Genomic DNA, 20,176 nt, shown 5'->3' with positions numbered 1-20,176 from the left:
GCCGATTCACTGCCAGAACAATAATGATGTCAACCGGTTGATATATCGGCAAAAAAAATTTCGAAGCAATGGGTATTAGGTCGTCCCCCGCTCGATAAGGGTAACTGGAAACGTGTTCATCATGGGAACGTCCTCCCCTTCAATTTGCTTTGCAATCAATTCGATCGTACATTCGCTCATTTCCCGAATCGGCTGCCTGATCGTGCTAAGACGCGGCGAAACAAGCGATGCGATTCTCACGTCATCGTATCCGATAATTTTTATTTCTGCCGGGATCTCTTTCTTTAATTGATGGCAGGCTTGAATAACCTCTGCGGCAATCACATCGCTGCTGGCAAATATGCCGTCGACTTCCGGATGCGCTTGGAAGAATCGAACCAGTTCAATTTCGTTTGTGCTATCGTCGACATCGGTTGCCTCCAGTTGCAAGTGAACGGGCTCTAACCCGGCCTCTTTCAGCTCCTGGTCAAACCCCTGCACACGCCCGCTGGCTAATAAAGCATGATGATGCGGTCCGCCGATTCCGCGGTAGACGTATGCCGGCTTACGGCAGCCCTTCTCGATTAATAACCGGGCGGCGAGCCTGCCTCCCATGAGATTGTCGGACGTTACGATCGGAATATCCTCCGTTACAGAACGGTCGAACGAAACGATCGGCAAATTCAAATGAAGATAGTGCTGAACATCCAATACGGAGCTGCCCATAATAATGGCGTCCACTTGATTCTTCTTTAACAAGTCGATATACCCGCGTTCTTTGGAAACATCGCGGTTCGAATTGCACAATAACAATTTATACCCTTTTTGGTGAGCAAAGTATTCAAGATAATAGGCTAATTCGCTGAAAAAAGGATGCGATACGGCGGGAATAATGAGACCGATCATATTCGACTTTCTTCTGAACAAGGCGCGAGCCATTTCATTCGGCTGGTAATGGAGCTCCTTCATCACCTGATATACCTTATCCCGTGTCTTCTGACTGATATATCCCCGGTTATTGAGTACGCGGGATACGGTGGTAACGGAAACCCCGGCCCTTTCGGCAACATCCTCGATTTTTGGCATCATTGATCACCTTGTTTTTTTAATCCATTATAAGCCAATATCAAAACTTTTTCAGCAGTGATCGCCCAATGTTATTTTAATGCCCCTTCCGTTATCCCTTTAACGATTTGCTTTTGCAGAAAAAGATATATTACCAACACCGGAATAACCGTCATGATCAAGCCGGCCATTAAGGGAGCAAAATCTACGGAATAGGAAGAAAAGAAGATGTATGTCGAGAGCGGCAGCGTCTTCTGATCCGGCGACAGCAATACCAGACTGGGCAGCAAGTAATCGTTCCAGATCCACAGCACATCCAAAACGATCAGCGTCACGAATACGGGCTTCAACAGCGGCAGCACGATCCGGAAAAACGTTCCGAATCTCGAGCTTCCCTCGAGAAAAGCCGATTCTTCCAATTCGAGGGGAATCCCTTTGATGAAGCCATGGAAGGTAAAGACGCCGAAAGGGACGCCGAACCCCAAATACATAAACAGCAGCGTTCCTTTCAGATTCAGCATGCCTAGATTTCCATATAGCATGACCAATGGAATCATCAGGACTTGGAACGGTAACGCCATGGATGCCAACATCGTATAGAAGATGCCGGCGTTCAGCTTCCATTTAAAACGGACGAACAAATAACCGGTCATCGACGAAAAAATGAGAATAAGCAGCACGGCCGCTATCGTAATGGTGAAGGAATTGAGAAATCCCTGCATGAAATCCATGTTTTGATAAGCGGTGGCGTAGTTTGCGAGCTTCAAGCTTTTCGGAAGAGACAACGGATTTTCGGTAAATTGCTGCGTTGTTTTGAACGAGTTCATGACAATCAGCAAGAAAGGCGTTAAAAACAAGAACATCAGTACAAACAGCAGCACCGATTTGATCCGAGAACGAAACGGCCGATCTTCCATTACGATTCGACCTCCAGTCTCTTAAGCAAGTACGATTGGGTAAGCGCAATGATTGCTACGACAGCGAACAAAACAACAGATTCGGCTTGTCCGATTCCATATTGATTGGAGAGAAATGCTTTCTGCACGATATGATAGGTGGCCAGCTCGGTGGAGTTAAATGGCCCACCCTTTGTCAAGGCAAGGTTGATATCGTAAGTTAAAAAGGAACGGGAAACGGAAATGAATATGCATATGACGATAGCCGGAACTGCAAGCGGCAAGATGATTCGCCGAATGATGGAATATCGGTTTGCTCCGTCGATGCTGGCGGCTTCCAGCACGTCTTTGGGAACGCCCGTGAATCCGGCTATATAAATAATCATCAGATAACCGACTAATTGCCAAGCCGTCGCCATGACGAGCGCCCAAAATGCGGTATCCGTATCCGTCAGCCATGACGATTGAAACAATGCCCATCCGTACTTATTCCCCAAATAGGGCAAAACTTGCGAGAACAACGTCTGCCACAAATAGCCCAGCACGATCCCGCCGATCAAATTAGGGGTAAAAAACCCTGTCCGAAGCCATTGTTCCCCTTTCACCCCGCGCGTCAGCGCCAGCGCAATGAAGAATGCCAGCACATTGGCACTCAATACCGTGAAAAAGACGTATTTGAGCGTAAACCACAATTGGCCGAGAAATACGGTATCGCGGAATACTGCAGCGTAGTTGGATAAGCCGATGAACGTACGGTCAGCCGTTCGAACATCCCAATTCGTGAACGTCAAATACAATCCGACCACGAACGGCATGAGAACGACAGCGGCAAACGCAAATATGGAGGGCCCTCCAAAAAGCAAAAACGTCCCCGTATTCCTTAAAAAAGACTTTTTGTTCATTGCTGTTGCCCCCTTCTTGAAAAAAGATGGGCTGAGGTGGGGCCCCAGTCCCATCTATATCGGATCGTCAAATCAATCCTTATTTGCCTGCATACGACTTCCAATATGCTTGAACTTCCTCGGCAAGCCCGTTTCGATCGATCTTGCCCGCCATGTATTTTTGCATCGACGCTCCCGTCTTGGACCAATAATCTTGCGGGAAGTAGTTGATGACGCCGATATTCAGCACTTGTCCTCGATCCACATAGTTTGTTACGGCATCGGAAATGATATTTGTGCCTTTCGCTTTTACATTCTTGTAGGGCAAGGAAAGCCCCATTTTGGTTACGATTGCATTCTGCCCCTGCTCGCTTGTAACCAGCCATTCGATAAACGCCTTAGCTGCCGCTTGCTGCTCCGGCGTAGACCCCGCTTTATCGATGGCGAACAGCTTCGGTTCGCTGTACGCGACTTGAGCGTTGCCGTAATCGGCTGGATTATTGCTGATCGGCACCGGAATGATGCCAAATTCTTTATCTCGTCCTTCAAGCGTCCCGACAACGGCCCATGTCCAGTCTCCCATAAAGTAGAACGCCGCATTGCCCTTCGCAAAATCCGCGCTGTCTTTATTGTAATCCGCGACAAGCGGGTCTTTTTTTCTGGCATTGTACTTCTTCAATAAATCGAAGGTATCCATCAGGCCCGTAAATTGCGGATTGCCGGCTAACGTGGTTTTGCCGCTCTTCAGGTCATCGACAAACTTACGATTGTCTTCCACGTTCTTGGATTGCAAGGAGTAAGCCAAGCCCAAATAGTGAGCGCCTAGGGACCAATCCGCTCCGTGAATCATTACGGGCGCCTTGCCGGCCGCATCAATTTTCTTGAACAACGCTTCCAAATCGTTGCGCGTTTTAACCGAAGCCGGATCGAAGCTCCCTCCGATCGATTCCTCAACGACCCGTTTATTGTAGAGCAAACCGTATCCTTGAGCAGTCCACGGAATGCCGAGGAATTTGCCGTCGAGCAAGGCGCCGTCGATTGCCCCCGGTTTGGCCAGCTGTACATACTTGGTTTTATCCGCTTCCAGGTCAAGGAACTTATCCTTGTACTGCAGAATGGTTCCAGGGTCCAGATTTGCAATGTTGGCCGGTTTTCCCGATGCCAAAAGGGATTGGAATTTTTCGAGCTGCGCCCCGCCGATTGGCGTCGGAATTAATTCGATCGTCACATTCGGATTGAGCTCATGGTACGTTTTGAACAGATCTTCGAATACGGCGTTGACTTCGGCGGAGGTATTAAAAAACGTAAGTTTTACTTCTTTGGCCGATTGTTTGCTCTGTGCTTCTTGAGATTGTCCCGCCGAAGTGCTCGGGGTGCTACCTTTGGAGCATGCCGCCAATAAGGAAAGCACCATCATAATGCAAATGGCTAATGCGGACCCTTTCATCATTTTCATCGTATTTCCCCCTGACAATAAGTTTTGAATGCGCATTCATGATTTTATTGCACTTTTATGATAACCGGTTAGCATATTATATGTCAACCGGTTGTCACATTAATCGTTCGATGGAAATTTGAGGGGTCTTGGCACGAGGCACCTTCTCTATTTTGTTCAATTAAAGGGCCAGATTTTGGAACAACTAATTGATTGCAATCTATGGCCTTTGTTGGTTATATTAGAGAACGGTTATTCAGGGTAAGAATTGCTTATCCGTTTCTTTCTATTAACATAAATTACAGGTGGTGCATGGTGAAAGAAATAATATTCGTCCAAAATAAAAAAAGAATCCTTATGAAATTTGGTTTTTTAAAAAAGGACATAGTGCTTACCATTTCTCTGATATTGGCAGTAGTAAGCTGTTTAATACATCCGCCAAGGCTCGAATATATTAACTTTAATGTGCTGGTCAGTTTATTTAATCTAATGGTGGCCATAAAAGCCTTTGAAGAGCTAAAGTTATTAGACAAGTTTGCCGTTGCTATATTAAATAAATGCAGTAATAGCAGGACATTATCGGTTATTCTGATTTTGTTATGCTTTATTTGCTCGATGTTTGTAACGAATGATGTCGCTTTGCTCACTTTTGTACCAATAACGCTTGTCATTAGTAATAAGACACAAATGAATATGATGGATACGATCATCTTGCAGACAATTGCGGCAAATATCGGAAGCAGCCTGACGCCTATGGGGAATCCGCAAAATTTGTACATCTATTCTTACTATGGAATTAAGCCCATCCCATTTTTTGGTTCAATCCTGTTATTAGCTGTGCTTGGCATCAGTTCGTTGTTAATCGTTACTCAAAAACTTCATAAAACAGAATTAAAAATAGAACTTCCTGTCATTACCATAGAAGATCGAAAAAAAGCTGTAGTCTGGAGCCTGATACTTACCATTATTATCGCGTCTGTTTTTGGAGTCATTAATTATTACATTGCGCTCATAATCACATTAGTGACAGTATTTAGTTTGAATAGAAAATTACTATTTAAGATTGATTATTTTCTTCTGATAACCTTTGTCTGTTTTTTTATTTTTATAGGAAATATATCTAACACGAATGCAATGGAAACATTTGCACACGCTAATTTAAAAGGAGGCACATCGATCTTTTTTAGTTCCATATTTTTCAGTCAATTGATCAGCAATGTGCCTGCTTCAATCCTCCTGTCAAACTTTACTTCTGATTGGAAACCCTTATTATTAGGAGTAAATATCGGAGGACTTGGAACAATTATCGCGTCTTTAGCCAGTGTAATCTCCTATAAACTATTCATTCAGGCCAACCGCAAAGAGAGCAAAAAGTATTTAATTAAATTCAGTATTTACAACTTTTCATTTTTAGCCATACTTGCATGTATACAATACTTCATTTTTAAATTTCTAAAAATCTTTTAAAAAATGATTAGCAATGGTGAATATTTAACCTATAGTGTTCTCTTTTTGATTACCGACTCCATCATGCCGAAAGGTGGCACCGATGTGGTCATCGACTGTGTAGGGATGGATGGTCAAAAAGTCGCTTCTTGAATATCGAGCAAAAATTAAAATTGCAAGGAGGAACGCTGGGATAATTTTGAAACAAAATGTCTAATAAATTTTGGAACAAATCGAATTAATTCTGGAATTTTACAAAACCTCCTCCTGTGAACTGCATTTCAGACTGACATAAAAAACGCCCATTTTCAGGGCGTTTTTTACTGTAAAAATAATTAAAACACACTATATACATTTTCACATTCTTTCGCGGTCGGTTCATAAAAACAGTGCTTCTTCCATCGTCCTACGAGCGGCTGATTATACCAAGTTGGCGGACATGGTCCGGGATTTTCGAACGTTCCTGGACGGAAATACCATAGGGAGAATTTGGCTGGCCAATTCCGATCCCCATTCACAGCCCGTTGCGCCAGACGGCGTTCCCTCTCTTGCGTTTTGATAGTACAAACCATGTTGCAATGCTTCGAACGCATGCGGCTGGTTGATCATCTGGGGAATTGTTCGGATTCCTTTAAAATCGGAGCAATTCGCTCTTATTCGGTTAATGCCAACATTTCCAGCAAGGAGCATGCCCATTTCGCCTTCGGTCTCAGCTTCAGCTCGAAGCAACCTTGCCAACATATTAATATCCTGTTGCCTGGCTTTTACGACTGCCATTGGCTCACCTCTTTAGATTTCTAGACTCATCATATTGTAGGTGAAGCGGATGTGTTACTCTGGCAAAATAGAGAGCCAATATAAACGATCCCCTATTTCTCATGTGTTATCATCGCCGCGTCCTTGAACTTAATATGTCATTTTGTTTTGATCCTTTTCATACGTTAAAGTAAACCGCGAACCGAAGAGGAGGCGTTGCTTTTGGTTCAATCTGCTCTTTACGAGCATCGCTTTTGGCTGCAAATTTTGGGAGATCATGGTCGATTTATTTACAACGTTCTGTCACCAAAGGAAACAAAGGATATCAATAAGGTTATTCCGTTTATGCAGGCTTTCGATCGGTTATTGGAACAGGCTCGAACCGCTAAATCAGAAAACGATTCCATATCGATTGCCAATCAGGCATTACCCCTCACACTTGAATTTCGCGAGTTTAAGCTTAGTCTGTTGCAGCGATCTCTTCTTGGAAAAATAGCAATCGGATTGACACCGACGTTTGTAAACCATATGGTTAACGAGCTTGAGGAGTATTTGCGTATATTAAATGAACTTGCTGCAGGTCGTCCAGTACCGACATTCGCGGCGCTTCACCATGACTTCTTATGGCTGCCGGACGCTGCCGGCCATGCCGCAGCGATCGCTTCGGACTTGGATCAAGTTGAGAAACGATGGATTGTTAAGAGCCAACAATTCGAAACCCACTTTCAACAGCTGTACCTAAAAAGCGTCGAAATGGCCGGATACATGAGAACACACCTTCAAGATTTCCCGGCGTTTCGAAGGCTCCATTCTGAAGTCGACTTGGAGATGAAATTATTCGTGGCATTTTTAGGGGAGCTAGGAGCCATGGAGTTATCAGCTGAAATACTCGACAGAATAAGCCCGCTCATGCCAGACCACATGATGCGGGAGGAATGCTATTATTTGACTAAGCTAGCCCATCTCGGACTAGTCCCTAACCCAGAATGTAAAGCCGATAAGCCACGCGTAGAAACTTAAAACTCCAAAAGATCAGGAGTTACATCCTGATTTTTTTGTAGTTATAATGAAAAACCTCTTCACCCATTATAGCTTATGGCCATTTGGTGAAGAGGTGGTAAACATCTGGATTATTCTTATTTGCCGTGCTCTCTTGATCTGTTTCGTAAACCAGCAAGCCCGAACAAGCCAAGAAGCCCTAACCATCCCCAGTTATTGCGATTGTCATTTGTTGCATAAGCTCTCGTGGTATTGCCGTGATCTGTACCATAGGCATTTGTATTCCCTGTTGTATTTGTGGTTGTATTGTTCATACCCGTTGCAGTTGATGTTCCTTCTGCATAAGCCGGTAATGAAAGGAACAGAATTAAAACGATGCTCATCATTACTGAAGATAGCTTTTTCATGTCATTTTTCCTCCATTTTTATTTGTATTATACTTCAACCAGCTCAGGTCTTTGAACATGAAGAGGCGGCGGTACTAACCAGCCTTTTTCCTTGCATAATTTAAGAATTTTCAAACCTAAAGCAGCCTTCGTTAAATGATATTTACCGAATAATGCTCCAACATCTTCTCTTATGCACTTGCCCATAATTTGACTACATGCAACTAAACTTGCTGCAGTGTCTGCTCCGATAAGGGAAGCAATTTCTTGGTCACTTATTCGAGCACCGACAGGAATATCAGAAAGTTTGGCTTCAGGCCTTACAGGGAGATCAGGGGTAGTCGCTATTCCGTTACTAACTATAATGGAATCACATTCCTTAACTTCTAATTCTGCTTGGTTAATTAAATCATCCAAAATCTTCTTTAGTTCTTTATCGCCTGCATGGAAACTATAGGCTCTATACACGGACACACAACCTTTTGCTTTCATCGAGAAAGCCCACACATCAAAAACTTCTCCATAGTGTAGAGGCTCGTCTTTTGAATTGCCACTTAAAATACCCATCGATAACACACCTCGTTAGTTAGTAGTCTGAGCGTTATGCAACCCCGCACCGCGTGCTGGGGAGTCGCTGCGCGGTGCGTAATTGTTATCGTCAGACGTAGGTTATATTGCCCATAACTTTTTATGATATACATATCCGCGACAATCCCGGCAAAGTGACGGTAGGTTTCGGCCCATTAACTGAAGTCCCTAACATAAGAAAACGAGCATCTCGGTACGATGAGGTTGCACACGAGGTCAAAGCCTCAAAACCCATCATCCAGGAGGTCGCTCTACTATGAAATTTAAAGCGCAGGACAAGCAAAATCAACTCATTGAAAACCTTTCCTCTTCCTCTTTGCATTTGGTTGTCGGCGTAGATATTACCTAGGAAACTCACGTCACCCGTGCGGTTAGTTACCGAGGAATTGCGCTCGAACCCCTATCGAGTTCGGGGCACATGATGAAGGTTTTCAATTGTTCGGCCGCTGGATTCAAGATTTACTGACTTCCTAAAAGTTAAGTAAAGTCATCCGTCGGCATGGAACTTACGGACCATTTCTGGCTGAGTCTGGCCCGCTGAATTTCAGATAAAGGAATGTGAAGCCGTTCTCGTAAATCCGCATCTCGTTAAAAAGAACAAGGGAAAATCGTGACAAAACACATCCAAAAGCGATCGAAAAAGACCCACTCGTTATCGCAGACATGATCAGCACCGGTGCTATCGCCACGTTGAGACTGTTTCCACTCCCCAGAAAATTAGTCGTTTAACCACGGCGGAAGTCATTGCTGTTTGGAAGCAATATGTGAAGCAGCATGCAGGTTTGTACCACGCTGATCAACTTATTGAACACGCTAAAACGCAGTGTAGGTGCAAAGCAAGCTTTACGGGCCATCAAGCTGCATGTAAGTCAACTGCTTGCAGAATACGACTTGGCGAACAGCCAACTCAAGCAGATTGAGCAGGAGCTTCAGCTCGTGCTTCAACGTGTTTCATTTGCCCAAAAATTGCTTGCTATTAGAGGTGTTAATGTAACCAACTAACTGGCATACTCGGGCGTCCCAATCAGCCGGCCTCTCCGCTTTTCTTCTTATCTATAACTTAACTAAGGGTGAAATCCTGCGAATTCATGAGTCTGAGTGAGGAGACTGAACTGTTTCGAGGGAGTTGAGCGATGGTTATACCGTAAATATTTGTCCAGATCGGCTTTTCTATCCGTCTTAAATCAAAGATATGGCCGTCTTGATATATGTGTACAGGCTGATGTCCATACCATGGGTAACAGCGTCTTCTGGATTCTCACCGTAATAACGTTCTGCCGCCTTAACAAAGGTTGCATCCGCAGGGGCGTAAGCATCCACTTTCGCCTTCCAGCGTCCGGCCAACTCGGCAACCTCCGGATCATCCGGCGGCTTCCCCCCGGTTAGACATCTGCGAAATTCAGCTATCAGAATCTGTCCTACCGCATCGATCTCCTCCAGCTTCACCAGCCCGAACTGCCTGCTCCGCCTCTTCAGCTCATCTGCAAGTCCCTTCGAAAAATGTGGACTTTGCATTATCCTCATCATTTGCATCACGTGCATAAACCGTTCGCCAGGTATTGGCTGACCCGAATGCAACTGATCAAGCAAGTTCTGCACACGATCTTTCAATTCAACCAGTATGTAGTTTGCTCGTTCAAGCGGGAAAGCTGCAACTTCAACATCTCTTCCGGACGGAAGAAATGGTTATGAACCATCACATTTATTTCCTCTAGTGCAAGGCCCAATTGCTTCAGCGATAAAATGTGATGCAGCGTCACAACATCGGGATCCGTATACAAACGGTGTCCGGATTCGGTCGTTCGTGAGGGGGACAACAACCCTATCCGGTCATAATGGTGGAGTGTTCTAACTGTTATACCCGAATGTTTGGCGAGCTCTCCTACCTTCCAACTGCCATTCACGATATTTTCTCCTCCAATGGCGTTATTACGACTTGACCCCAACGTAACGTTAGGAATTATACTGAATTCCATCCCGGGAAACAAACAAATTTACGAAGAAAGCTGGAACGGAACATTATGTATGAAGAAAATTATTTGGTGAAAGCACTTGCCTATCGTAACCAGGTTCGCATTCTATTCATTAAAAATACGGAGCTCGTTAGGGCGGCATGCAATCGGCGACCGATGCACCCGATGCTGAGAATCGCACTGGGAAGGACCGTATCCGCTGCGAGCCTGCTTACTGGTATAAAAATACCGTATCGGTTATTCGCGGGTAAACGGAAAGAAAGGCCACCTGGCGTCATGACGCCAAGTGGCCTATTGGTTTGCGATGCTCAGGCTACGTCCGAATATACTTCGCGATAAATGCGGTGACGCGGCTTTCGTATCCGGTCGGATCCGTTTGGTACGCTTTGGCGTGGCGGGCCTTCGGGACGACGAACAGCTCCTTCTCGCCGCCGGCGGCATCGTACAGCTCGCCGGCCATCTCGAACGGCACGAACGTGTCGGCATCTCCGTGAATGAACAGCACGGGCAGCTTCGTTCGCCGTACCTGCTCGAGCGCCGACGCTTCCGCAAAGCTGTAACCAGCACGAATTTTCGTCAGCAGGCTCGTGCTCTGCACGAGCGGGAAGCTCGGAAGATGGTACAGGCGGTTGATCTGGTAGCTTAATTCGTCTTTGACCGACGTGTAACCACAGTCGGCAACGACCGCCTTGACATTTGCGGGCAGCCGTTCTCCGCTCGTCATCAGCACGGTGGCGCCACCCATCGACACGCCATGCAGGACGATTTCGGCATCGGCACCGACTTTGCCGATCATCAGGTCGATCCACTTCACGTAATCTTTGCGGTCCAGCCATCCGAACCCGGTATAATCGCCTTCGCTCTCGCCGTGTCCGCGGTCGTCCGGCATGAGCACGGTATAGCCGAGCTTATCATGGTAAAAGGCGGCATAAATGCCCATATCTTTGGCTTTTCCGGCGTATCCATGGGCGATGATGACCGTTTTCTTCGTCGGCGCAGGCGCATGCCAGTAGTAGCCGCGAAGCTTCAATCCGTCGTCTGATGTCAGCTCCATCTCTTCGTATGGATTCGAGTCGATCCACGCCTTGCCGTCCACGTTAAAGCCGGCTGCGGCAGGCCTCGCTCCCAAATCGGGGCTGCTCAACAAGAAATCTTTCGGCGACCGTTCAATCACCAGATGATAAAAGTAAAAGCTCCCCCCGACATCGACGCTCACCAGCAAGGCGACGACGATTCCCGCGGCGGCGAGCCATTTCTTCGTTCTTTTCTTCATTTACTTACTCCCCCCATGCAACGTGCGGTAGTTCAGTTGTTCTATCACAAGTATTGCATGAATAGCACATTACCTGTTTTACTAATGACGGGAAAAGCTTTGTGATCATCCAGTGGATGATCACAAAGCTTGCCCCTACTCCAAACACATGCTTTGCAAGGCTTCCCGTCTTTGATTGGTCAAGCCGAATTCTTCAGAAAAATAAGTGTCAACATTGCCATATGTCTTCTTGATCGATCCGAAAACGGCTTCCATGAACTGTTCTTTGACTCCGAACATGTGTTCGATATTTTTCAATTCCGCTTCGTTCACATGCTCGGCAATCTGGTTTAACATTTTCTCATTGAATGCTTTCATCGTTTCGTTGGTGAACAGATAGTCTCCCATCACCGTTTGTTCCGGGACGCCGAGCGCCAACAGAATCAAGGCGGCACCGACTCCCGTATGGTCCTTGCCCGCCGTGCAATGATGCAGAAGCCCAAGGTTGTCCGAATGCTGGATCATTTCCATTAACCGTTTATAGGACGGATTGCCGAGCGGGAGCTTCGTATACAGTTCCATCATCATAGTATCTGCGCGAAATTGTTTGAAAAAGCCGTTTTTGACCATATCGACGATAACGTGTTGGTTTCGATCGGCGTTCCCAGCATTTCCTGATATGTTGATTGGAGATGCTTGATCTGCGTGAATAGCAGCAATGCGAATATTTTTTACACCGGCAAAACCCGGATCCGGTTTAAGTAAAAAGCCCGCTAATGTAGCGAGCTTGATTCTGACAACAATTAGTCATTCGACATATCATGTCATTTTCAGGAATCCTATTAACATCGGAGCATGCGCGCCGAATAGATCATTTACGAGTTGAAAGACGTCCTGCTCGCTTACTTCATTCGTCGTTTTATTGCGCAATATGTCGGCCAGCTTATCGTTTAACACCGCCCGAATCGGATCCGGCGCAAAGCATTGCAGAGCGAAGAACAGATCAGCCGTTTTCCCGGGCCACTCCTCGCCTAATCCCAAATCGACCTCTAATCGCTGCAGCCTGAGCGCTTTGCCTTGTTCCAAATCGGTAATACTTGCAATACCATCCACAGGAATGCCGATACGCTCGAACTGTTCGCTCGGAGCGTCATGCTCCCGCATCAGCTTCGCCATAAGACGGATCATCCTTAGCTCTGTTTCCGGATCGTCGATCGCGTTTTCCTGCTTGGGGTCCTTCTCGAGATCAAACAGGAAATTTCCGTACAAAAAAGGATTGATGAAAGTAGCACCCTTTATTTTCAAGACCGGACACCCGTTACTAAAGGGAAGAGGCTCGACTACTTCCATCCCTATCAATTCTTGGACATCAAACATCCTATTCTTATGTGTGGGCATTAATGTGTACTCGTACAAGGGTCCGTTGTACATGTCCTTCGGCCCCCGCATGTAGACGTATCGTCCGTCCGTACAGTTGATATGGCCGCCGTGCATCCCGAACAATGCCCCCTCCCTGACGGGAGTGCCGTTTTCGATCACGGTATGCAGTGATTGCCCCTGCATCGTATCCGGTACCGGAACATCGAAGAAATGAAGCAGAGTAGGTGCCAAGTCAATCGTCTGAACCAAAGCATCACTGCGTTTATTTTGGACCCCGAACCTTGGATCCCACACAAAGAAAGGAGTATTTACGATCTCATTGTAAAAAGGCTGAATATTTTTCCCCCACCATTGATGTTCTCCCAGCAGGAATCCATGATCGGTATTGACGATCAGCATCGTATCTTTCCATAGATCATAACGATCGAAGGTGTCGAGCACTTTTCCTAAATAAGCATCGCACATACTTACTAGCGCTGCATATTCAAAGATCATATGTTGGATTTCTTCCGGTTGTTGAGTCACTTTCGCATAGTCCGGCCAATCATAATGCTTCCCGTAATACACATGTGAATACAAGTCCTTATATTTCTGTTGGGTGAAGAAGGGTTCATGAGGATCAAACGCTTCGATTTGCAAGAACCAGCGATCCTGCTGGTGATTTCTTTCGATGAATTCGATTCCTCTTGTAACGGTGACGGCCAGAGGCATATCGTCCTCTTCCTTCAAAAATTGACGGTTCACCCAGTCTTGCCGCCATAGATCGCCCAACTTTGGACCGCTTAACGTGTCTGGAATATGCGGAGCTTCTACTTGTCCTTTCCATGCATCGCCTTCTTGCCCTCTTGCAAACTCCCATGAGTTGTATTTCGTATGGTAGGTGGCTCCGCCATCCTCGAAATAAGGGGTATGGTCCGTCGTCAGATGGGTGTATACCTTGTTCTTTTTCAACAATTCGATCGCCGATATGTCATACGGTTCCAAAGGTCCCCAGCTTCTGTGCAAAAAGTTGTATCGCCCCGTATGCAGCTCTCTGCGTGCGGGCATGCAAGGCAAGCTGCCTGCATAACACCTGTCGAACGTGACCATTCTTTCCGAGAGCCTCTCAAAGTTGGGAGCCTTGATCCAATCGCATCCGTAATTCGGAAGCATATGTTTATTCAACGAATCGAACATAAGCATGACTGCTCTCATACCTGTTAACCTTCCTTTTACATATCTGATCCGGTTCCATTCAGCCGTTCAACCATATGATTCAGCATTTCTTCCGTAAATGCTCCCTGGCTAAAAGCAGCGGCGGCACGCAAAGGCATGAATTTCAGTATGGCGGCGAACATTTCCGATGTACCTTCGTCGTTCGCAGCACTGAACAAAGGATTTCCTTTGAATCCCCGCAAAAATTGTTGTGCGATATCTGCAGCATAAGGATCCGCCATTAAATCTCCGATCGTTGTATTTCGCGTGTAAGTTCTTCGAATGAGAACGGTGGATTGTATTTGTACGGTTTCTTTCAAACGAATTTCGGCGGCTGATTGCCCGATCATCATTTCGTAATCTCCGCTTTCTACATGCCAATCTCTGATGTCCGTGTTGTAATACGCGAATGCCCGCTTATCGAGGATAAAACGTACCGTCTTCTCTTCACCGGGCTGCAAAGCGATTTTGCTAAAGCCTTTAAGCTCTTTAACCGCTTTGCTGACCGTGCTTTCAACGTCCCTCACATAGAGCTGCACAATTTCTTTCCCGGCTACGTCACCTGCATTTTTCACCTTCAGGCTCACCTGAAGCTGATCCGTATCCAGCATAGCTTGGCGATCCAGTTTCAAATCGGAGTACTCGAACGTTGTATAGCTAAGCCCGTGACCGAACGGAAACAACGGTTCGATCTCTTTTTTATCGTAATACCGATAGCCTACAAACAAGCCCTCGCTATATTCAACCGTATCTCCTTCACCCGGGAAGTTCAGGTAGGACGGGTTATGCGACAACTTTTGCGGAAATGTTTCGGCAAGCTTGCCACAAGGATTCGCATCTCCGAACAGCAAATCGGCGATTGCTCCGCCTAGCGCTTGACCTCCCAAATAACTTTCCAGCACGCCCTGCACCTTATCGATCCACGGCATTTCAATGGGAGCTCCGTTGCTCAATACGACGACAATATGCTGTTGAACCTCGGCGATCGCATCAATCAACTGCATTTGATTGTCCGGAATTCTTAGATGTCCCCTGTCATAAGCTTCGGATTCATATCGATCGGGCAACCCTGCGAAAATAACGGTCACCTGCGACTTTCCGGCAGCTTCTACCGCTTCTTTTACAAGCTGTTCATCGATCTCGTCGTTTTCCAGGTTATATCCCTTCGCATAGGACATTTGAGCCTGGCCGGATACTTTCTTCGCCATTTCTTCATAGATGTTATCCAGCTTCGTCGGCTTGATGTGCGAGCTTCCTCCCCCCTGGTATCGGGGCTGCTGCGCAAAAGCTCCGATAACGCTGATCCTCGCGTCCTTGGACAAAGGCAAAATGCGCCGCTCATTCTTTAAAAGCACCATGCTTTCCCTGGCCGCTTCCCTGGCTAATTGATGATGCTCTTCTTGGTTGAAGGTCACGGTCTTTTTATTTTCCGCTGCCCTAAAGACTATCGTCAGTATTCGTTCTACCGCTTGATCGACTATATCCTCGGACATGCTCCCGTTCCGTACAGCCTCGACTATTTTACGATCGCCCGCTCCGTTGCTTGAAGGCATCTCCAATTCCAGACCGGCGATCAAACCAGGAACCCTTTCATCCACGGCGCCCCAATCCGAAACGACGAACCCTTCCAATCCCCATTCTTCCTTCAAAATATCGTTCAACAAGTACTTGTTCTCGGAGCAATACTCTCCGTTCACCTTGTTGTATGCGCACATGACGGTCCAAGGCTGAGCCTGTTTAACAGCACCCTCAAAGCTGGACAAATAAATTTCGCGAAGGGTTCGTTCGTCTACAACCGCATCCACGGACATTCTTCGGTGCTCTTGGTTATTGACGGCATAATGCTTGAGCGACGTTCCTACGCCTTGACTTTGAACGCCTGCGATATGATTCGCCGCCATCTCGGTTGACAAATAAGGGTCCTCTGAAAAGTATTCAAAATTTCTGCCGCATAACGGGGAACGTTTGATATTGGCAGCCGGCCCAAGCAAAATCCCGACATCCTCCGCTTGGCATTCGACGCCAAGTGCCTCGCCGACCTTACGGATCAAATCCCGATCCCATGAACAGGCTAATCCTGCACCGGAAGGGAAGCATGTAGACGGCACGCTATCCATAATACCCAAATGATCGGAATCGCCTTTTTGTTTGCGAAGACCATGAGGTCCGTCGGTAAGCATAATGGACGGGATCCCCAGCCGTTCAACGCCTTTTGTATGCCAGAAATCCAGGCCCGAGCATAATCCGGCTTTTTCCTCCAGAGTCAGTTGGCTGATCAATTGCTTGATTCGGTCTTTCAAATCGAATTCCTCCATATATTCAATGTCGTTATCCCTTTACCGAGCCCGCGATTCCTTCCACAAAATAACGCTGGAATACAATTCCGACTTTTTCCCTCACATCCATCGCAGCCAGCGTTTCTCGGACCCACTGAATGTCCTCATCCTGCAAAAAAAACAGTTTTGCCGCCAAATTAACCACGATTGTTTCCCCCTTTACTCCAAATACATACTCTGCAAAGCTTCCCGTCTCGACTTTGTTAAGCCGAATTCCTCAGAAAAATAAGCATCATAACCTCCATACGTATTCTTGATAGACCCCAAAGTGGCTGACAAGAACGCTTCGTTAACCGTGAGCATATGGTTCAAATTTTGCAAAACTGCTTCGTCCGCATGTTCAGCCAACCGTTTCAGAAGATTCCTGTTGAACGATTTCAGCGTCTCATTGCTTAAGAGATAGTCTTCCATGACCGTTTGTTCGGAGACACCCAGCGCAAGTAAGATGAGAGCGGCTCCGACCCCGGTTCGGTCTTTGCCCGACGTACAATGATGCAGTAGCCCCAATTGATCCGGATCCTGGATCGTTTCCATTAATCGTTTGAACGAATGATTGTTTATCGGAAGTTTCGTATACAATTCCGTCATGTAGGTTTCCGCTTGGAAACTTTTGAAGAAGTCGTTTTTAACCAATTCTTTCAGAATATGACCTTGCTGTTCCTCCCCTTCAGGAGCGGCCGGCAAATTCATTTGCTTATGCTGATCCTCAGTGTTCGCCGGTATCCGTATATTTTTTGCATTAGGGAGAACCGGATCCGGCATTATGCGCGATTCATGATCGCCGCGGTAATCGAAAACCGTTTTGATATTCAACGTTTGCAAGAATGTTAAATCCTGCTCCGTTAAACCGGTCAAGTGATCGGAACGAAAGAAAAGGCCGTATTTTACTTTGCGGCCATCGGACGTTTGATAGCCTCCCATATCTCGGAAATTATGCACGCCTTCGAAGGGAATGACCCGATTGGCGGGATATGCGGCAAATTGGCTTATTGACATAGCTGCACCTCTTTAGCGAAATATTTATTATTCAATCTCATCACCATAAAAATCCCCCCCTCTTCTCGATATGGCTTAAGAACAGAGGGGGAAGGCTTTTTTAATAATCACTGATCGTTCAATTCGCAAGCTCTTTCCGGGTCTGAAGGGTCAATACCGCCGGCACCAGCCCTTCCGAAGACGCTTCAATGCGTATTTCCCCAGCCTCGTCCAGCGACTGAATCAAAGCCATCGCGTATCCATTGAACACGCTTCTTGAATCTCCTATATCCGACTCATGACATCCCGGATCTCCATTTCCCAGACCAAGCAGCTTGCCCTCACCTGTAACATGGAACTGGATCCGATTATTGGCAATAGGCACTACCCGTCCCGATTGATCCTTTACCGAAACTGTAACCATCGATACGTCCTGGCCATCGGCGAGCAGTTCCGACAGGTTAGCCTCCAAGTGGATAGAGTATTCGTCCGTAGTAGTTTCTTTCCGCTCTGTTGCTACCACCACGCCATCCCGATAAGCGATGGCCTCGAGAACACCGGGTTCATAGGCTACCTGCCACGATAATGTGTGCTCGCCCGCTTCAGCATCCGCTTGCTTCTTGCCCAAGCTTTGGCCGTTCAGTACCAGCTCCACCTCGCTGCAGTTGGTATATACGCGGACTTCCACCTGCTGTCCAAGCCGATCCGGCCAGTTCCAGTGCGGCATAAGATGAACGATAGGCTCGTCCTTCCAGATCGATTGATAGAAATAGTAAGAGTCCTTGGCAAATCCGCAATAATCCAGGATGCCGAAATGCGATAGCACAGACGGCCACTGGAATGGCGTCGTCTCCCCGCGATAATCGAAACCCGTCCATATGAACAGGCCGCCCGAAAAACGGTTTTCTAAGAAATAACGCCAGCTTCGTTCAGGCGTTGACGTACCGCCCGCTCCGCCCAGATTGCCTACATCCATCTCCTTGCCTTGCATATTATATCTCGAGCCGTAGCTGGAGCAGCGCCCGCCTTCCGGATCATCCTCATAGACGCCTCTTGCCGAGAAGAAAGAGACATTTTCCGTATTCAGCACTTTGGCTTCGGGATGGGATTGAAACCATTCACCGATCGATTGACCTATTTTTACGGACTCACCGTAATTAACGCCATTAACCTCGACGTCCATACCTTTCTGACTTAGATTGGCTGCCGTAACAGGACGGGTGGGATCGATTCGTTTCGCCAAATCCTTAGTGCGCTTCAGCATCCGATTGGCTTGATAACTGCCGCTGATCTTTTCTTCATTACCGAGGCTCCACATAAAGATACTTGGATGGTTGCGGTCACGGTACAGCATGGATTTCAGATCATCGAGCTTGATCTCTGTACTCTCCGTGATCCGGTTCTCGTTCATAACCAGCATCCCGAGTCTGTCGCAAGCATCGAGCAGCTCCGGGGCCGGCGGATGATGGGCACAACGGTAAGCGTTACAGCCCATTTCCAGCAGGCGTTTGATTTTATATTCATGCACGCGGTCCGGCAGCGCGATGCCCACGCCGGCGAAATCCTGGTGATTGCAAGTACCTTTCACTTGTACGTACTTACCATTAAGGTATAATCCATCCTGACGGTATTCCACCGTACGGATGCCGAAAACGGTCCGATACGTGTCGACAATTTGCCCTTCGTGCAGCAGTTCAGTTACGGCCTCATACAGATGAGGCGTGTCCTGCGACCAGAGCAGCGGCTTCGCCACTTGAACCGATTGAAGAACCGTTTGCTTGTCGATTCCGGGCGTTTCGCAGTCGGTTTCCGTGATAGCAACGAGTTCCCCAGCCGGATTCAGAATACTCGTTCGGATTCCGTACTTCATCTTCTGCGGATATTCGTTGCTCACCGTCGTTTCGACCGTAACCGCGGCCATTTCATTGTCAACTTGCTCAGTTCTGACGAAGGTTCCCCAGCGGTCCACATGCAGGTAATCATGTTTAGTTAACCAGACATGACGGTAAATGCCCCCGCCTTCGTACCACCAGCCTTCATCTCCGCCGGTCGTATCCGTTCGGACGAGGATAACATTATCCCCTTCCTCATCCCCATATTTCAGCAGGTCCGTGATGTCATAATGAAAGCTGGTATAACCGCTGAGATGGTCGCCGACGAAGCATCCATTCACCCAAACCGAACTGCTCCGCATCACACCGTCAAATTCGATGATGATTTTCTTGCCTTCATCCTCCTGTGGAATTTGAAATACTTTGCGGTAATAGCCCACTCCATTGGGCAGATAACCTTGAAACGCGCCACCGCGTTCCGGGTTGTACGGCTGTTCCAACCGCCAATCATGCGGCAGGTTAACACTCACCCAGCCTGTGATCTTATCCTTGGGCGTATCCGAGCCGTACATTTGGGTAAGATCGAAGTTCGGATCTCCCAGATATTCTCGAGCGATGTTCTGGATGATACGTGCAGCTTCGCCCATCGCAAAGGGCTCATGTCTCTCTTCCCCCAGCGCATTCGTCAGCCCGGCGATCATGCCGGCTTTTTTCACCGTTTTGGCAATTTTCCCTACCTCACCGACATGAAACATCCAGTTTCGATCAAATTTTTCTCTGGTTCTCATCAACAACGGCTCCTT

18 protein-coding genes and 1 pseudogene are annotated in these 20,176 nt (G+C 47.0%); 3 read left to right on the top strand and 16 right to left on the bottom strand.

Annotated features, from left to right (window positions below):
* Positions 1-75: 75 nt before the first annotated feature.
* The 4 genes from ACKGJP_RS12860 to ACKGJP_RS12845 form a co-directional block, all read right to left on the bottom strand.
* Complete coding sequence (locus ACKGJP_RS12860) at positions 76-1,065, bottom strand: LacI family DNA-binding transcriptional regulator (RefSeq protein ID WP_409347150.1); 990 nt, start codon at positions 1,063-1,065, stop codon at positions 76-78.
* A 71-nt stretch (positions 1,066-1,136) separates the two neighbouring features.
* A complete protein-coding gene (locus ACKGJP_RS12855; protein WP_409346028.1) occupies positions 1,137-1,961 on the bottom strand; it encodes a carbohydrate ABC transporter permease in 825 nt (274 codons plus the stop codon).
* On the bottom strand, positions 1,961-2,842 hold the full coding sequence (locus ACKGJP_RS12850) for a carbohydrate ABC transporter permease (RefSeq protein ID WP_409346027.1): 882 nt from the start codon (positions 2,840-2,842) through the stop codon (positions 1,961-1,963). Before ACKGJP_RS12850 ends, ACKGJP_RS12855 begins: the two co-directional genes overlap by 1 nt.
* Before the next feature lie 79 nt (positions 2,843-2,921).
* Positions 2,922-4,277 (bottom strand): ABC transporter substrate-binding protein, encoded by a 1,356-nt coding sequence (locus tag ACKGJP_RS12845; RefSeq protein ID WP_409346026.1) that lies wholly within the window; start codon positions 4,275-4,277, stop codon positions 2,922-2,924.
* A gap of 294 nt (positions 4,278-4,571) precedes the next feature.
* Between ACKGJP_RS12845 and ACKGJP_RS12840 the strand changes: the two genes are divergently transcribed.
* A complete protein-coding gene (locus ACKGJP_RS12840; RefSeq protein ID WP_409347149.1) occupies positions 4,572-5,723 on the top strand; it encodes an SLC13 family permease in 1,152 nt (383 codons plus the stop codon).
* 314 nt (positions 5,724-6,037) lie between these two features.
* Here ACKGJP_RS12840 and ACKGJP_RS12835 read toward each other — a convergent pair.
* A pseudogene (locus tag ACKGJP_RS12835) lies at positions 6,038-6,479 on the bottom strand (cell wall hydrolase).
* 201 nt (positions 6,480-6,680) lie between these two features.
* Between ACKGJP_RS12835 and ACKGJP_RS12830 the strand changes: the two are divergent.
* Positions 6,681-7,478, top strand: coding sequence for a DUF2935 domain-containing protein (locus ACKGJP_RS12830; protein WP_409346025.1), 798 nt, complete (start codon positions 6,681-6,683; stop codon positions 7,476-7,478).
* A gap of 116 nt (positions 7,479-7,594) precedes the next feature.
* On the opposite strand, the gene ACKGJP_RS12825 is transcribed toward ACKGJP_RS12830, so the two are convergent.
* The 4 genes from ACKGJP_RS12825 to ACKGJP_RS12810 form a co-directional block, all read right to left on the bottom strand.
* Complete coding sequence (locus ACKGJP_RS12825; protein WP_409346024.1) at positions 7,595-7,864, bottom strand: WGxxGxxG family protein; 270 nt, start codon at positions 7,862-7,864, stop codon at positions 7,595-7,597.
* 27 nt (positions 7,865-7,891) lie between these two features.
* Positions 7,892-8,410, bottom strand: a complete 519-nt coding sequence (locus ACKGJP_RS12820) for a DUF3231 family protein (RefSeq protein WP_409346023.1) — start codon at positions 8,408-8,410, stop codon at positions 7,892-7,894.
* 1,200 nt (positions 8,411-9,610) lie between these two features.
* Positions 9,611-9,973 (bottom strand): TipAS antibiotic-recognition domain-containing protein, encoded by a 363-nt coding sequence (locus tag ACKGJP_RS12815; protein WP_409346022.1) that lies wholly within the window; start codon positions 9,971-9,973, stop codon positions 9,611-9,613.
* A 65-nt stretch (positions 9,974-10,038) separates the two neighbouring features.
* Positions 10,039-10,335: a MerR family transcriptional regulator gene (locus ACKGJP_RS12810; protein ID WP_409346021.1), complete on the bottom strand. Its 297-nt coding sequence runs from the start codon at positions 10,333-10,335 to the stop codon at positions 10,039-10,041.
* 117 nt (positions 10,336-10,452) lie between these two features.
* On the opposite strand from ACKGJP_RS12810, the gene ACKGJP_RS12805 reads away from it, so the two are divergent.
* The gene (locus ACKGJP_RS12805) at positions 10,453-10,743 is read left to right on the top strand and encodes an Hsp33 family molecular chaperone HslO (RefSeq protein ID WP_409346020.1); all 291 of its coding nucleotides are present in this window, start codon (positions 10,453-10,455) and stop codon (positions 10,741-10,743) included.
* Here the strand turns inward: ACKGJP_RS12805 and ACKGJP_RS12800 are convergent.
* The 7 genes from ACKGJP_RS12800 to galA all read right to left on the bottom strand — a co-directional run bounded on the left by ACKGJP_RS12800 (position 10,718) and on the right by galA (position 20,161).
* Positions 10,718-11,677 carry an alpha/beta hydrolase gene (locus ACKGJP_RS12800; RefSeq protein WP_409346019.1) on the bottom strand — a complete coding sequence of 320 codons (960 nt, stop codon included), beginning with the start codon at positions 11,675-11,677 and terminating at the stop codon, positions 10,718-10,720. The two genes, ACKGJP_RS12805 and ACKGJP_RS12800, sit on opposite strands and share 26 nt — an antisense overlap.
* A 135-nt stretch (positions 11,678-11,812) precedes the next feature.
* Positions 11,813-12,244 (bottom strand): tyrosine-protein phosphatase, encoded by a 432-nt coding sequence (locus ACKGJP_RS12795; RefSeq protein WP_409346018.1) that lies wholly within the window; start codon positions 12,242-12,244, stop codon positions 11,813-11,815.
* Between the two features lie 231 nt (positions 12,245-12,475).
* A complete protein-coding gene (locus ACKGJP_RS12790; RefSeq protein WP_409346017.1) occupies positions 12,476-14,230 on the bottom strand; it encodes a sulfatase in 1,755 nt (584 codons plus the stop codon).
* Between the two features lie 17 nt (positions 14,231-14,247).
* The gene (locus ACKGJP_RS12785; RefSeq protein ID WP_409346016.1) at positions 14,248-16,530 is read right to left on the bottom strand and encodes a beta-glucosidase; all 2,283 of its coding nucleotides are present in this window, start codon (positions 16,528-16,530) and stop codon (positions 14,248-14,250) included.
* A 28-nt stretch (positions 16,531-16,558) separates the two neighbouring features.
* On the bottom strand, positions 16,559-16,711 hold the full coding sequence (locus ACKGJP_RS12780; protein WP_409346015.1) for a hypothetical protein: 153 nt from the start codon (positions 16,709-16,711) through the stop codon (positions 16,559-16,561).
* A gap of 14 nt (positions 16,712-16,725) precedes the next feature.
* Positions 16,726-17,562, bottom strand: a complete 837-nt coding sequence (locus ACKGJP_RS12775) for a tyrosine-protein phosphatase (protein ID WP_409346014.1) — start codon at positions 17,560-17,562, stop codon at positions 16,726-16,728.
* Between the two features lie 118 nt (positions 17,563-17,680).
* Positions 17,681-20,161 carry a beta-galactosidase GalA gene (gene galA / locus ACKGJP_RS12770; protein ID WP_409346013.1) on the bottom strand — a complete coding sequence of 827 codons (2,481 nt, stop codon included), beginning with the start codon at positions 20,159-20,161 and terminating at the stop codon, positions 17,681-17,683.
* Between the last annotated feature and the right edge of the window lie 15 nt (positions 20,162-20,176).

Origin of the sequence: Paenibacillus litoralis, assembly GCF_046244365.1 — a bacterium.
Lineage (GTDB): Bacteria > Bacillota > Bacilli > Paenibacillales > NBRC-103111 > Paenibacillus_V.
The sequence above is the reverse complement of the archived record's forward strand: the minus strand, read 5'-3'. Positions and strand labels throughout refer to the sequence as shown.